This is a genomic window from Acinetobacter sp. 'aerobic (ED)' (assembly GCF_904886855.1).
Classification (GTDB): Bacteria; Pseudomonadota; Gammaproteobacteria; order Pseudomonadales; family Moraxellaceae; genus Acinetobacter; species Acinetobacter courvalinii.
Genome location: NZ_CAJHGI010000003.1, coordinates 75,107 through 89,333, shown reverse-complemented (window position 1 = coordinate 89,333; position 14,227 = coordinate 75,107). Strand labels below are relative to the sequence as shown.

Below are 14,227 nucleotides of genomic sequence, written 5' to 3'. Positions count from 1 at the left end.
AATATTAGGGTCTGTTGACCTGCTGATCAATCAACAGGCTAGCGGTATTGTGCAAGATATTGTTCAAAACTCATGTCGTTATCTTGTTCAAGTTGCGCCTGTTTTTGCAATGACGTTTCTGCCAGCTGCGCAAAGTACTGTTTGGTTTCCTCGCTGAGCGGGTGCTGGTCATAATGATCGACATGGTGCTGTGCCATCACACTGCCAAAGTTCCAGGTACCGCCATGTTGCAAGGTATCTGCAATCACATGCGCAGAAAGGGTCTCTTCAACATCATCTAAACGTTGCTGCATGATCTGGATCGCATCCTGATACAGCCGTTTACCATCCATTTGATCTAATAAGGCTGCGCAGCCTTGAATCGCATTTAAATGGCGTTGTGCCCAGTCCTTTAATGCAACCGAGCTGGAACCGTCCTCAATTTGTGCATCTGCTGCACGGCCACGGTTCACGACTTCAATTTGATTCCGGTCAATCTGTTCCTGCTCTTCCGCAAACAAATCTGGACTTTCATTTAATAAGCAATAAAGTGCCAAACTCTCCAGAAAACCGGCCGAAACTTCATCAATACCAATCGGGCTATACGGATTCACATCCACTGCACGCAATTCAACATAACCGACACCACGGTTTTTCAATGCCTGCGAAGGAGTTTCACCGGCTTGAGGCACCTGTTTTGGGCGAACCAGACTATAATATTCGTTTTCGATCTGAAGCACATGATCATTGATCTGAATTGGCTCACCCTGTTCATCATTCAGGCCTAACTTGGTAAATGCTGGATAAGGGGTATGCACCGCTTTCTGCAAGCCATCCAGATAATCGTGCAGGTCATTGTAGTGAATACCCAGTTCTTTCTGTGCCGAGTTTTGATACCCCAGACGTCCCATCCGCAAAGCGGTCGCTTCGGGTAAATACAAAGTCCCTTTCACCAAAGGCTGTAAATGATGCTGACGTCCTGTCAGGAAACAGCGGCATACGGAGGGACTTGCACCTAACATATACATGACCAGAGGAATTAAACGGATGAAATTCCGGATCAGGCCAAAATAGCGATGGCTACGATAATCTTGCAGGCTAAGCTGTTTTAATTGTGGATTTTGCTCATGCTGCTGTAAGGCAATAAATAACGAGTCAGGGAAAGATAAATTATAATGCACGCCGGAAATGGTCTGCATACGGCGACCATAACGGACTCCCAGTCCACGGCGGTAAAGTGTTTTAAAACGGCCAATATTGGAAGAGCCATATTGCGCCAGTTTAATATTTTCTTCGTTATCATCCAGCATACACGGCATGGATAACGGCCACAGTCGTTCACCGGCTTCCAGTTGCTGGTGCACCACACTATGGATATCGCTTAATTCGTTTAAAGCCGCTGCAATACTGCTTTGAGGCGTAGTGATAAACTCCATTAAGGCTTCTGAATAATCGGTGGTGATATGTGGATGTGTCAGTGCTGAACCCAAAGCTTGTGGATGATTTTTTTGTGATAAAAATCCATTACTTTGCATCCTTAAACTTTCACGCTCAATCCCGCGTAACATCCCTTTTAGTAGCGATGCATCTACCCAAGTAGGTATCACAGAGGAAGTAAGTGTGCTGGGTTGATTCATATTATAGGCTCGCTTATTCAAGATCAGCCGACCACATCAAAGGTAGCGACTTCGTCGACCATACAGGCATCATGACAATACCAATCCCTTCGACTCAGCCAATTATAACGACAATTGTGATCTAGTCATCTAGGCTCTGTGAACATTTGAAAAATGCTTGCGACAGAAATCCCTGTTTAGTCTGGCAATTTTTATCACAATCTTGTTACATAAGACACGCTCAAATTGTGATTTTATTGAAAAATAAATCTTCTAGAGGAGACTCGCCCATGCAAGCGCAAGACATTCTGAATTTTTGGTTTGACCCGGAACACCGCTCCCTCTGGTTTGCCAAAAGCGATGATTTTGATGCAAAAATTCGCGAGTCATTTCAAGAGATTCATCAACAGGCCGCACAGGCGGAACTGTGGTCATGGCGGCAAACGCCCGAAGGCCGTCTGGCCGAAATTATCGTGCTTGACCAGTTCTCCCGTAACTTATACCGCGATCAGGCACAGGCCTTTGCTTACGACAGTCTGGCCTTGGCTTTGGCACAAGAAGCGATTAGTTTACAACTCGATGCGCAACTCAGTCCTGATCAGCGCTCATTCTTATATATGCCCTTTATGCATAGCGAATCCAGACGCATCCATGAATTTGCCCTCAAATTATTCCAGCGCCTCGGCAATGAAATTAATTTAAACTTTGAGAAAAAGCATAAAGTGATTATTGATCGTTTTGGTCGTTATCCCCATCGCAATAAAATTTTAGGGCGAGACTCTACCCCAGAGGAAACAGAGTTTTTAACCCAGCCCAATAGTAGCTTCTAGGTCGATCTCCCTCGACCACTGATATTAGGAATTGCATATGAAATCGTTATTAATGTGCACACCGCTTCTGCTCGCATTGACATTTGCAGGCTGTGCAACCGTCCCTGCCAAGCCCCGAACCTTTGACCAGTTGGGCCAATTCACCGCTTATCCGTTAAATAACAAAACTTACCGTGTCGGTTTTCAGGCGGATAACAATTTGAGTTATGGCACAGCAGAGGAAATTACCCTGCTTAAGGCAGCGCAAACCACAGTTAAAAATGGTTTCCGTTATTTTAGTGTAGTGGATGACCCGAGTAATGCCCGGCATAAAGCGCCACGTCAGGCCGTGATTTATCCGACACCGTCTTATTATCCTTATGGCTATTACCGTCGTCATCCAGCCTTTTGGCCGGATCCCTTCTACGATACCCCACAAGTGGTCAATATTGATCCAATCCAAGTGTCGTATACTATCGAGTGTTTCAAGACTCAGCAGCAAGCACCAGATGCCTTTGATGCACAACTGATTTTGCAATCTTTGGGGCCAAAATACGGTTTGAGTCCAACAGGAGATGTGTTGCAGCCGCCTGCACCACCTCAAAATAAAAAGTAATTAAAAGGATGGCTCAATGAGTTCAGTCGAAGAAATCCACGTACCTAGCCTGCAAAGAAGTAAATACTTTGCCACCATGGCCCTGATAATTGCCGTGGTGTCATGGATTGCTTTAATGGTCGCGGCGCATTTTCTCCCTGAATATAAATGGCTCATCCATATTTTCATGCTTGGTGCAGAAGCAGGCGTGGTGGGTGGCTTAGCCGACTGGTATGCGGTCACGGTACTGTTCCGCAATCCCTTTGGCAGAATGCCTCTACCCAAATTATTGCGTGATCACACTGAAATTATTCCGCGGAATAAGGCACGTATCGCCGAGTCGATGGGACGTTTTGTGCAGGAAAACTTCCTGTCACCACAGATTGTCGAACGCAGTTTACAAAATGCCGATATCAGTCTGGCGGTAGGACAATGGTTGGCCAGTCCAAAGAATAACCAGCAGGTGGTGCAGATGATTCAGCACACCGTGCCAAGAATCTTTGAATTTGTCAGTCAGGATCAAATTGCGCATTTTGTCCAGAATAACAGTGTGCAATGGGTCAGAAGCACCAAGGTCAATAAGCTGGCCAGTGAAATGCTACGGGCAGTACTGGAAAATGATTTCCATCAGGATGTATTACAACGCGGACTGGATCTGGCGCATGAATGGATGGTCTCGCATCCGGAGGAAGCACGCGATTTATCACGTAAACTGTTTCAGGAACTCGGGGTCTGGAAACTGGCCAAAGGCGCCAGCTGGATCGGGATTGACGTCCAGCAACGTACCATTGACTCGCTAATAGAAAAAGTTGAGTCGATGCTGGCCAATCCTGATCATCCGTGGCGTCAGGATATTGAAACCACCACACACAATCTGATGCTGCAACTGGCAGACCCCGACAGTGAAGCCAGCCAGCGTTTAAATCATGGCAAAGATGCCTTACTGGATAGTCCACAGGTATTGAACTTTATCAGTGGTGCAGTTGCGATTCTATGTGATGCGATCAAGACCGATTTAATGCAGCCAGATTCAGGCATTGCCACCAACTTACAGGCGGCGATCCAACAACTGGGTGAAAGCCTGATCCAGAATGAAAAAGTACGTCAGGTATTGAATGAAAAAATGGTCGGCTTGGCGATCAATTTCAGTGAGCAATATAGCGACAAGATCATTCGTTATATCAGTGAACGTATCCATGAATGGGATTCACGGGAAATGATTGCCAAAATCGAAAGTGAGGTGGGCGGTGACCTGCATATGATCCGTGTTAACGGCGTAATTGTCGGTGCCTTTATTGGTTTAGCGCTTGGTGTAATTCGTGCTATTGTGGAAAATGTTTTGTGATATCGAATAAAAAACCTGTTCCCTATTCTAAATAAGATACGCGGGATAAGTCATTCGCAACCTGCGTGGTTTCAATTCAATGTTGTTTCTGCGAGGTAATCGAAACAATGCAAGAAGTGAACAGGTTTTGCGAATGACAATGCTTTTGGTTACTTTGGGCAAAACCAAAGTAACTCCAGCTGAAGGCTTATCCTGAAATTAGGTGAGTACTCGGCAAGACACCGCCACAATAAATAATTCATTAAAATTTAATTAGGTAATTTCAATCATGTTGCAACTTCAGTCAAAACTCCCAAGCCAAGGCGTGACCATTTTTAGCATCATGACTGAACTCGCACACCGGCTCAATGCCCTGAATCTGTCCCAAGGCTTCCCCGATTTCCCGGCCCCAGCTGCCTTGCTGGATGCGCTGAACCAAGCCATACTCTCAGGCTATAACCAGTACCCCGCGGGTGATGGGGTATTGGCCCTGCGCGAACAGCTCGCCACACAGTTTTTACAACGCGATCAATTGCAACTTGATCCTGCCACTGAAATCACCATTACTTCAGGCGCAACCATTGCCATCTTTTGTGCCATTCAAGCCTGCATCCATGCAGAAGATGAAGTGATTATTTTTGATCCAAGCTATGACAGCTACGCCCCCGCGGTTCAACTGGCTGGTGGAAAATCCATTCATATCAATCTGGAAGCGCCATCTTTTCAGGTGGACTGGCAAAAAGTCAAAGACAGTATCAATGCCAGAACCCGCATGATTATTGTCAATACACCGCATAACCCCACTGGTGCAATCTGGTCAGAACAAGACTGGCGACAACTGATTGAACTGATTCAAGATAAAAATATTGTGGTGCTTTCAGACGAAGTCTATGAACATCTGGTCTTTGATGGACAAAAACACTTTAGCGCACTGCAATTTCCAGAATTACGCGAACGTAGTTTTGTGATTGGTTCTTTTGGTAAAACCTACCATGTCACTGGCTGGAAAACCGGTTATTGCGTGGCTTCGCCGCAGCTGATGCGACTGTTCCGCCAGATTTATCAGTTTGCCAATTTCTGTGGGAATATGCCGTGTCAATTGGCGCTGGCCAATTACATGCAACAGCACCCTGAGCATATTCAAGAGCTCCCTCATTTTTATCAGGCAAAACGCGATCTGTTTAATACCCAGCTTCAACACTCACGTTTTCAATTTACCCCGTCTCAAGGTACCTATTTCCAGAATCTGGATTACAGCAATATTCGTCCAGACTTAAATGATGTCGAGATGTGCCAGTTCCTTGCCGAGCAACATAAAATTGTCGCAATTCCCATTTCAGTATTTTACCGACAAGCGCCAGAATCACTGCGCCTGATCCGCTTCTGCTTTGCCAAGACCGATCAAACCCTACAACGTGCCGGTGAAATCCTCCTGCAGTGTTGATCAACAAAAAATAAACCGAACGATAAAGTTCCCAGCATCACTTATGATGCTATGTTGGAAAAAATAGATACGCTTCAGACTAAAGGGTGAAGGAAACTGAATGACTCCACGTCAACCACTGGTGATGCAACCCAATCTCTGGAAAACATTTTTTCTGTTTCTGGTGCCTTTGATTGCCACCAATATTTTACAAAACCTGTCGGGTACGATTAATACCATCTTTGTCGGTCAAATGATGGGTGTAGATGCCATTGCCGCTGTTTCCGTGTTCTTCCCAATCCTGTTTTTTCTGCTGGCTTTCGTGATCGGTATTTCAGCGGGAACCACCGTACTGGTGGGACAGGCCTGGGGGGCGCAAAATCTTGAAAAAGTCCGCTGTGTGATTGGTTCGACCCTGTTTATGACCTTGATCGGCGGGAGCATTATTGCCGTACTCGGTCTGGTATTTGCCCAGCACATTCTGGAATTATTGGGCACCGATCCCAAGGTGATGCATCTGTCCTTGCCTTATGTGCAATGGATGCTGGTCGGTAGTCCTTTATTGTTCGTTTATATTATTTATACCTCGATTCTGCGTGGTGTCGGGGATAGCGTCACCCCCCTGATTGCCTTAAGCCTGACCAGTCTGATCGGTCTGGCAGTCACTCCCGTTTTACTGAAAGGTTATTTTGGTTTCCCGGCATTGGGAATTGTCGCACCCGCAATTGCCACCATTCTGGGCTATGCCTTGGTATTGATTTTTTTAACGGTTTATCTGAACCATAAAAATCATCCCTTAAAGATTGATCGCCAATTACTGCAACATATTCGCCATGATGCCGAGCTGAGTAAATTAATTCTAAAACTCGGGATTCCAACCGGCATCCAGATGGTGACGACCTCTTTAGCTGGTCTAGTGATTATCGGCCTGATTAATCATTATGGCGCGCATGCCACCGCAGCCTATGGTGCCGTGAATCAGGTACTGAACTATATCCAGTTTCCAGCCTTGTCGATTTCGATTGCCGCTTCGATTTTTGCGGCTCAAGCGATTGGTGCAGGTCAACCTGATTTATTGGCCAAAGTGACCCGAACGGCTTTGGGCATGAATTTCCTGTTTACGGGGACCTTGATTATTCTGGGCTACTTATTCTCTAAATATTTAATGGCTTTATTTATTACCGATCACAGCGTAATTGTACTGGGACAGCAACTGCTGTTTATTGTACTGTGGTCAATTTTATTCTTTGGTGCCAGTGCGATTTTTGCCTCGATCATGCGTGCCAGTGGTACGGTCAATGTCCCCATGCTGATCAATATTTTTACCATCCTCCTGATCGAAGTACCGTGTGCCTACTGGTTTAGCTCATTGTGGGGCTTAACTGGGATCTGGATTGCCTATGCGCTGTCTTTCGTCAGCCTATGTATTTTCCAAGGCTTTTATTATCAATTCTTCTGGAAGAAAACAAAAATCAAAGTCCTGATTTAACCCAAAGAAAAAAGCCATTCACAGAGAATGGCTTTTTTTATGCTGACGACTTACATCATCTTGGTTGCAAGGGCTGCAATACGTTGATATCCCGTCGGGAATAAGCGCTGGAATGAATCCACAATACGCGCATCAGTACCAATTAACAGACGGCGTTTGTCCTTCTGTACGGCATTCAGAATTTGACGTGCTGCTTCTTCTGGTGGGGTACGCAGGAATTTGTCAAATTGCTTGATCGATTTGCTCGGGTCCATACCCAGACTCTTCAAGCTGTCATTCATTTTTGCTGCTTTGGCAATATTGGTGCGGATACCGCCCGGATGCACGCAGAGTGAGCTGACACCGCTCTTCTCAATATCCAGCTCCTGACGTAACGATTCAGTAAAACCACGCACTGCAAATTTGGTGGCGTTATAGGCAGACTGAGTTGGCTGCGAGGTTAGGCCAAAGATACTTGAAATATTGATGATATGACCATCTTTGGTTTGTTTGATAAACGGCAGGAATTCTTTGGTGCCGTACACCACGCCCCAGAAGTTGATGCCAACGATCCACTCCAAATCTTCATAGCTTGCGCCTTCGACCGTTGAGCCAAGTGCAACACCTGCGTTATTGAAGATCATATTAACCGAACCATGATCCTGTACCGTCTCTTGCGCCCATTGTTTCACCGCATCACGGTTTGAGACATCAAGTACTTTTGTGGTGACTGTTACAGGATATTGCTTCACCAATTCAACGGTTTGAGCCAAACCTTTTTCATTGATATCACTTAACGATAAATGACAGCCCTGTTTCGCTAACAAGATCGCCAGCTGTTGTCCAATCCCAGAACCAGCACCGGTGATCGCTGCGACTTTATTTTTAAAATTTTTCATTGCCTATCCTTTGTGTTGCGAATGATATGCACAATATTCGCCCCAATCATGCGTTGTCATGTGCTGTTTAACCTGTAACCAATATAATTTTGACAATACAGGTTGTCAATATAGTACAGTCAAGCTTTATGACAAATGGCAATAATAGACATCCAGCATGTCATAATAGGCCTATTTACATTCCTGAGCGAAGCGGGTTAAAACAGACAAGGCATATTTTCAAAATTGCGATATGCTAGTCCAATAGTGCATGGCAACCCGGTAAAAAAGCACCAGTGACACGATTTAGAGAATTTTAGGGAACGGTTTTCAATGGCAACTCCAGAGCAAGCGACAGACAAGAAAAAAAAGGCAGCAACCAAAGAGCGTCAATTCAAAGGTCTCTCGTTAACTGAGCGCAAGCAGGCACGTCGTGACAAACTGATTGAAGCGGGTATTGCGACTTACGGTACCCATGGCTTCTTTTCGGTCACGGTCAAGGATGTCTGTAATGAGGCCAAGCTGACTGAACGCTACTTTTATGAATCCTTTAAGAAAAGTGAAGATCTGTTCCAGACCGTGTTCCTGAAAATGATCGAAAAAATGCAGACCTGCCTGACTCAGGCGGTGCTGATGGCAGCCCCTGAACCTAAAAATATGGTCAATGCCGGTTTATCTGCCTTATTAAATGCGATTAAGGATGATCCGCGTATGGCACGGATTATTTATATCGATGCCATGCTGGTGCAGGACCTGCACAATCAGGCCACCATTCAGGAAACCCTGACCCAGTTCGACCGTATTATTCAGGGCTTTGTGATGATTACCATGCCCAATGCCCCGCAAAGTACCGAAGAAGTGTCGTTAATGGCAACCGGCCTGAATGGTTATGTGACCCACATTATTATTCGCTGGGTTTCCGAGGGCTTTAAACAGCCGCTGCAGGATGTGCTTTCTGCCTGTTGTGCTGTGTTCTTGTCCTTTATCGAAACAACCTCACAAAAAAATTAAAATCGTTTTACAGTTTTGTGACAGCCATAGCCATCGCATGACAGATTGATTAACTCAATGAATTCATTTGCTTTATGATCAGGCAAGTTGTCATCATATGGTCATGACTCTGCCCCACAATTGTCACAATTTATTGCTAAATTCGACTTTATTCCCTCTTTTGCAATGATATTGTCATAATTAATCTTTGTAATAAGCCTGTCATAACAACAAAACGGTTAAACCGTTACAGATTTTAAGGGTATTGCGCTGTGAAAGATGACTATATTTTAATTGTCGATGATGAGTTACCGATCCGCGAAATGATCCATACCTCTTTGGATATGGCAGGCTTCCAATGTTTACAAGCCGAGGATGCCAAACAGGCGCATCAGATTATCGTTGATCAGCGTCCTGCACTTATCTTGCTGGACTGGATGTTACCAGGGGGTGTGAGTGGTGTAGACTTATGCCGTCGCCTGAAACGCGATGAGAACCTGTCTGAAATTCCTGTGATCATGCTCACTGCACGTGGTGAAGAAGACCATAAAGTTCAAGGTCTGGATGCCGGTGCAGATGATTACATGACCAAACCCTTCTCGACACGTGAACTGGTTTCCCGTATCAAGGCGGTATTACGTCGTGCCAATGCACTAAGCGGAGAAAAAGTGATTGATGCCAATGGCTTGTTACTCGATCCGGTCAGTCAGCGTGTCAGCTTTGGCAACAGCATTTTAGACATGGGTCCAACCGAATATCGTTTACTGGCCTTCTTTATGACCCATCCGGAACGTGCTTATACACGTGCGCAGCTGCTTGATCAGGTGTGGGGTGGCAATGTCTATATCGAAGACCGTACCATTGACGTGCATATCCGTCGTTTACGCAAAGTGCTAGAGCCTTTTGGTGTTGACCGCTTTGTGCAAACGGTTCGTGGCACAGGTTACCGTTTTTCGACACGAGCCGATTTAGCAGTAGGTTAAAAATCTTTTATGTACGAACCTTATCCGGTCCCTGAACTGGCACGTGAACACCAGCGTTTTCGCTACAGCAGTTTATGGACGTTTGCAAAACAAGATTTAAGGCTGTTACTTTTTTTCTTATTGATTGCAAGCTTAATTGGATTTGGGGTTGGCTACTTTTGGAGCTGTATTTTTATTGCTTTTGTGGTGTTTTTTGCTCTACAGCTCCGCTCGCTTTATCTGGTCAATGAATGGATTTCAAACCGTCCCTATGAAGTTCCCCCCAATTTAAACGGAATCTGGGGCGCTTTGCTGTTCAATGTTTATCGCGCACAACGTCAGGAACGTATCGTTCAGGCAGAAATGGTCGGTCTCATTGACCGCGCCCAGTCTTCTCTGGTCGCTCTGGCGGAAGCCGTGGTGCTGATTGATGACCAACATCAAATTGAATGGTGGAATCCCGCAGCCGAAAAGCTGTTAGGGATTAGTCCTTTGGACCGCGGACGTAACCTATTGTCGATTTTACGCCAGCCCAGTTTTATTGAATATTTTAACAATCCGGATCAATCTCCTGATGGCATTCGTCTGCAAGCGCAGATGGAAGAAGAGCGTTATGTACACGTCAAACTCACCCGTTTTGGGGGTGAAAGTCGTTTGCTGGTCGCACATGACACCACACGGGTCCATAATCTGGAACAAATGCGTAAAGACTTTGTCGATAATATTTCACATGAATTACGTACGCCGCTGACCGTACTCAGTGGGTATATCGAAACCTTTACCGATCAAGATGATATTACCCCGCGCTGGAAACGTGCTTTCACGCAAATGCAATCCCAGACCAAACGGATGAATGCCTTGGTCAATGACTTGTTACTGTTATCCAATCTGGAAAATAATAAGAAAGTCGCGAAAAATCAGATTATTGATATGGCCAATCTGATGAACCAGATCTTTGATGATGCACGTGCCTACAATCTGGATTATGGTCATACTTTAAATCTGGATATTGATAGCCATTGTGACCTGATTGGCTCGGACATTGAAATTGCCAGTGCCTTCAGCAACTTAATTACCAATGCAATTAAATATACACCGCCTGGTGGCATCATCACCATTGGCTGGCATGAAGCGGGTGACCATGCTTCCTTTACCGTACAGGACAATGGCATCGGCATTGATCCAAAACATTTACCACGCCTGACTGAACGCTTCTATCGCGTCGATAGCGCGCGTAGCCGTCAAACCGGCGGTACAGGTTTAGGACTTGCCATTGTCAAACACGTTCTGATGCAGCATGGCGCACACCTAGAAATCACCTCTAAAGAAAATGAAGGCTCAACCTTTACCGCGATCTTCCCGAAAGAACGTCTGTATCGCATGCTATAAATTTTAGCTTCAATAAAAAAAGCCGACCCTTCTGGATCGGCTTTTTCAATTCTGGATCATAGCAATCAGTGACTGGCGTTTACATTAAGCTCTGCCGACTCGAGCAAATGACTGGGTAAGCCAAAGATATGATCAAAAAAGTAATTATAAACAAAGGTATAACATGGGATCAGTACCATCAGACTGAAGTCCAGCAAGAATGCCTTGACTAAACTGATTTGCATCCACCATGCAATCAAGGGAATCAAAATCATCACCAGCACAATCTGGAATCCAATCGCATGTGCAACACGTCTTAACACGGTACGCTTTTTAGAGGTTTGGGTTTTTTCCCACATCTCGAACACATAGTTATAAAAAAAGTTCACGGTTACGGCGATGACTGCAATCAAGATCGACAAAGGCCCGGTATGACTAATGGTGGTACCTGACAGCACTGCCAGCACCATTGCACAGATAAAAAAGCTAAAAACTTCATAGAAAAACACATAAGTGACTCTTCTCTTGGTTCCTTGCATGACCACACCTTAAAATCAATAATGAGTGGATTTTACGCTTTAATTTTGATAAAAAAAGTCAATCGTTATCAGTACAGCTGACAAGAGAATTAAAATGAAATTGACCAGTGAACAGCTTGAGCTGATCCTTGAAATTATTGATCGAGGAAATTTTTCAGCGGCCGCCCGGGCACTGAATCGGGTACCTTCTGCCGTCAGTATGGCGATTGCCAATTTAGAAGCGGAATTGAATTTAAAATTATTTGAACGCAGTAAAAATCATCTTGCACCCACTGACATTGCCTTATCCATCGAGCCTCATGCCCGATTGATTGTGACTAAACTGCGCCAGCTAGAAATGCATTTAACTGAACTTTCAACAGGACTGGAAACCCGTATTGCAATTGGTGTGGCTGCAGACGTCAACCAGAAACTTTTGTTGCCTGCTATTGCCCATCTGCTGCAACGCTATCCGCTACTGGACATTGAAATGGTCAGTGCGCCACAACAAGAATTAAAAGCACGCTTACATCACAATGAAATTGATCTGTATATCGCCTATAGCTCATCCGAGCTCGACCGGAATGAGCGCTTTCGACTTTTAGGAACTGAAAAATTTGTTGCAGCAATTTCTCCTCAAGGTGCACAACAGCTCAAGGACAATCATAAAAATGAATTGACCATGCTCTCTGAACTCAGACAGATTATTATCGCCAGCAAACACTACCCTCTCCCGGATAGTCGGGTCCTGGTCTCTGATTCTTACTGGTATAGCGATAGTTTATTGATGGCAATTAATATGGTGGAACAGGGCTTTGGCTGGGGAAACTTTCCACTTTCGACCGTGCAAGAACATTTTACTCAAGGCACTCTGGTTCGACTGGAATTTCATGACACCACCAATCGACTGGATATGCCGATTCATGCCATCTGGCCGAGCCACAAACCTCTAAGCCAGACCATCCAGATGCTGATTGAACTTTGGACCAAACAAATCAATATGGAATAAAAAAAGCCCGACATCCTGTCGGGCTTTTTTCGTATTTCGTTACTAGGTGCAACTCCTGTCATACCTCACGTCCTGATGCCTGAACTTATCATTTTTTGTTTTATGTTCTGGAACTTCCTGTTCCTGATGAGTTCATATTAGGCAATTCAGCTTGGGTTGAAAATGGGACATTTCCTCTAATCAGTGTAAGCAAAAACGTACACAATTTTTATATTATTCATTAAATGAAATCTGCTTGAATAAAATAGTAATACTTCAAAATACGCAGTTCCATTAGTTTATTTAATGATAAAGTAACTAAACGTAGAGAGATTTTCTTATCTCATTTTATTCAAGATATGAAATAGATTATTTTTCTGCTGAGGTTTTATTAAAAATATAGTGGCAAAGAGGGCTAATTTGCGTGTTAACTGAAATAGCTATTGCAGATGCATATGGTGCAGGATTTGAGTTTTGCGCCACAGAAAAAATTAATGCTCATAATAACTTAGTATCATATTGCCAACATGAGTTATACGATATTTCAGGTCAATATACAGATGATACTCAAATGTCGATTGCTATAGCTGAATTTATCTTGTCTGGAGCAGAATGGACTAAAGAAAATATAGCCACAAAATTTATAGAATGTTTTCAAAGAGATATAAGGGTTGGATATTCTGAAGGTTTCTACAATTTGTTAACTCAAGTTAAATCTGGAAAAGAGCTACTTAATATGCTGATCTCAACCAGTGAAAGAAATGGTGCAGCTATGCGTTCAGTACCTATCGGGTTTTTAAAGAATAGGAGTGATGTTATTACGTTTGCTACATTACAAGCACAAATAACCCATAATACTAAACTGGGGATATCATCTAGTTGTGCAGTAGGTTTAGCAGCATATTTTGGCTTGCAAGAGAACGGTAGATTAGCAGAGTTAAAAAAATTCTTAGAATGTGAAGGCTTGAATGAATGGAATTTTAATTGGCAAGAAAGAGTTTCTTTAAATGCATATGACACCGTTAGTGCAGCTTTTACCTGCTTATTAAAACATGACTCAATGAGTTCACTATTGAAAGCATGCATTCAATTAGGTGGAGATACTGATAGTGTTGCTTCTATAGCTATAGGTCTAGCCACATGCTTTACAGAATATAAAAATGATTTACCAAATCATCTTTTTGAAATGCTAAAAGAAAATAACTATGGAATCCCTTTTCTAAAGAGCTTGGATAGAGATTTAATTAATTTACTAAATCCTATTGATGATCATTAAAAAAGCCCGACATCCTGTCGGGCTTTTTTCGTA

General features: G+C 44.0%; 13 protein-coding genes. 10 read left to right on the top strand and 3 right to left on the bottom strand.

Annotated elements, in window-relative coordinates:
• Positions 1 to 38: 38 nt before the first annotated feature.
• On the bottom strand, positions 39 to 1,616 hold the full coding sequence (gshA, locus tag JO943_RS06530; protein WP_202740336.1) for a glutamate--cysteine ligase: 1,578 nt from the start codon (positions 1,614 to 1,616) through the stop codon (positions 39 to 41).
• A gap of 269 nt (positions 1,617 to 1,885) precedes the next feature.
• Between gshA and JO943_RS06525 the strand changes: the two genes are divergently transcribed.
• The 5 genes from JO943_RS06525 to JO943_RS06505 all read left to right on the top strand — a co-directional run bounded on the left by JO943_RS06525 (position 1,886) and on the right by JO943_RS06505 (position 7,235).
• Positions 1,886 to 2,425 carry a DUF924 family protein gene (locus JO943_RS06525; protein WP_005227995.1) on the top strand — a complete coding sequence of 180 codons (540 nt, stop codon included), beginning with the start codon at positions 1,886 to 1,888 and terminating at the stop codon, positions 2,423 to 2,425.
• Positions 2,426 to 2,462: 37 nt separating this feature from the next.
• Complete coding sequence (locus JO943_RS06520) at positions 2,463 to 3,020, top strand: CC0125/CC1285 family lipoprotein (RefSeq protein WP_032868408.1); 558 nt, start codon at positions 2,463 to 2,465, stop codon at positions 3,018 to 3,020.
• A gap of 16 nt (positions 3,021 to 3,036) precedes the next feature.
• Positions 3,037 to 4,344, top strand: a complete 1,308-nt coding sequence (locus JO943_RS06515) for a DUF445 domain-containing protein (protein ID WP_202740335.1) — start codon at positions 3,037 to 3,039, stop codon at positions 4,342 to 4,344.
• A gap of 268 nt (positions 4,345 to 4,612) precedes the next feature.
• Positions 4,613 to 5,767: a pyridoxal phosphate-dependent aminotransferase gene (locus JO943_RS06510; RefSeq protein ID WP_202740334.1), complete on the top strand. Its 1,155-nt coding sequence runs from the start codon at positions 4,613 to 4,615 to the stop codon at positions 5,765 to 5,767.
• Positions 5,768 to 5,867: 100 nt separating this feature from the next.
• Entirely contained in the window at positions 5,868 to 7,235 is a 1,368-nt protein-coding gene (locus JO943_RS06505) for an MATE family efflux transporter (RefSeq protein ID WP_202740333.1), read from the top strand.
• A gap of 50 nt (positions 7,236 to 7,285) precedes the next feature.
• On the opposite strand, the gene JO943_RS06500 is transcribed toward JO943_RS06505, so the two are convergent.
• Positions 7,286 to 8,113 (bottom strand): SDR family NAD(P)-dependent oxidoreductase, encoded by an 828-nt coding sequence (locus tag JO943_RS06500; RefSeq protein ID WP_032873383.1) that lies wholly within the window; start codon positions 8,111 to 8,113, stop codon positions 7,286 to 7,288.
• A gap of 312 nt (positions 8,114 to 8,425) precedes the next feature.
• Between JO943_RS06500 and JO943_RS06495 the strand changes: the two genes are divergently transcribed.
• From JO943_RS06495 to phoR, 3 genes are all read left to right on the top strand, one after another.
• Complete coding sequence (locus tag JO943_RS06495) at positions 8,426 to 9,103, top strand: TetR/AcrR family transcriptional regulator (RefSeq protein WP_009510135.1); 678 nt, start codon at positions 8,426 to 8,428, stop codon at positions 9,101 to 9,103.
• 251 nt (positions 9,104 to 9,354) lie between these two features.
• The gene (phoB, locus tag JO943_RS06490) at positions 9,355 to 10,065 is read left to right on the top strand and encodes a phosphate regulon transcriptional regulator PhoB (RefSeq protein WP_004776327.1); all 711 of its coding nucleotides are present in this window, start codon (positions 9,355 to 9,357) and stop codon (positions 10,063 to 10,065) included.
• A 9-nt stretch (positions 10,066 to 10,074) separates the two neighbouring features.
• Positions 10,075 to 11,433: a phosphate regulon sensor histidine kinase PhoR gene (gene phoR, locus JO943_RS06485; RefSeq protein WP_202740332.1), complete on the top strand. Its 1,359-nt coding sequence runs from the start codon at positions 10,075 to 10,077 to the stop codon at positions 11,431 to 11,433.
• 65 nt (positions 11,434 to 11,498) lie between these two features.
• On the opposite strand, the gene JO943_RS06480 is transcribed toward phoR, so the two are convergent.
• Positions 11,499 to 11,951, bottom strand: coding sequence for a PACE efflux transporter (locus JO943_RS06480; RefSeq protein ID WP_202740331.1), 453 nt, complete (start codon positions 11,949 to 11,951; stop codon positions 11,499 to 11,501).
• Positions 11,952 to 12,045: 94 nt separating this feature from the next.
• Between JO943_RS06480 and JO943_RS06475 the strand changes: the two genes are divergently transcribed.
• Together JO943_RS06475 and JO943_RS06470 are read left to right on the top strand one after the other, a co-directional pair.
• Positions 12,046 to 12,939 carry a LysR family transcriptional regulator gene (locus tag JO943_RS06475; protein ID WP_202740330.1) on the top strand — a complete coding sequence of 298 codons (894 nt, stop codon included), beginning with the start codon at positions 12,046 to 12,048 and terminating at the stop codon, positions 12,937 to 12,939.
• Positions 12,940 to 13,342: 403 nt separating this feature from the next.
• Positions 13,343 to 14,194, top strand: coding sequence for an ADP-ribosylglycohydrolase family protein (locus JO943_RS06470; RefSeq protein ID WP_199949162.1), 852 nt, complete (start codon positions 13,343 to 13,345; stop codon positions 14,192 to 14,194).
• Positions 14,195 to 14,227: the final 33 nt, after the last annotated feature.

What these genes read in the sequence shown, in the direction of transcription:
- JO943_RS06515 (WP_202740335.1), top strand. Translation starts at nt 3,037, where the DNA reads ATGAGTTCAGTCGAAGAAATCCACGTACCTAGCCTGCAAAGAAGTAAA.
- phoR (WP_202740332.1), top strand. Translation starts at nt 10,075, where the DNA reads ATGTACGAACCTTATCCGGTCCCTGAACTGGCACGTGAACACCAGCGT.
- JO943_RS06500 (WP_032873383.1), bottom strand. Translation starts at nt 8,113, where the DNA reads ATGAAAAATTTTAAAAATAAAGTCGCAGCGATCACCGGTGCTGGTTCT.
- JO943_RS06505 (WP_202740333.1), top strand. Translation starts at nt 5,868, where the DNA reads ATGACTCCACGTCAACCACTGGTGATGCAACCCAATCTCTGGAAAACA.
- JO943_RS06475 (WP_202740330.1), top strand. Translation starts at nt 12,046, where the DNA reads ATGAAATTGACCAGTGAACAGCTTGAGCTGATCCTTGAAATTATTGAT.
- JO943_RS06495 (WP_009510135.1), top strand. Translation starts at nt 8,426, where the DNA reads ATGGCAACTCCAGAGCAAGCGACAGACAAGAAAAAAAAGGCAGCAACC.
- JO943_RS06520 (WP_032868408.1), top strand. Translation starts at nt 2,463, where the DNA reads ATGAAATCGTTATTAATGTGCACACCGCTTCTGCTCGCATTGACATTT.
- JO943_RS06480 (WP_202740331.1), bottom strand. Translation starts at nt 11,951, where the DNA reads ATGCAAGGAACCAAGAGAAGAGTCACTTATGTGTTTTTCTATGAAGTT.
- gshA (WP_202740336.1), bottom strand. Translation starts at nt 1,616, where the DNA reads ATGAATCAACCCAGCACACTTACTTCCTCTGTGATACCTACTTGGGTA.
- JO943_RS06525 (WP_005227995.1), top strand. Translation starts at nt 1,886, where the DNA reads ATGCAAGCGCAAGACATTCTGAATTTTTGGTTTGACCCGGAACACCGC.
- JO943_RS06510 (WP_202740334.1), top strand. Translation starts at nt 4,613, where the DNA reads ATGTTGCAACTTCAGTCAAAACTCCCAAGCCAAGGCGTGACCATTTTT.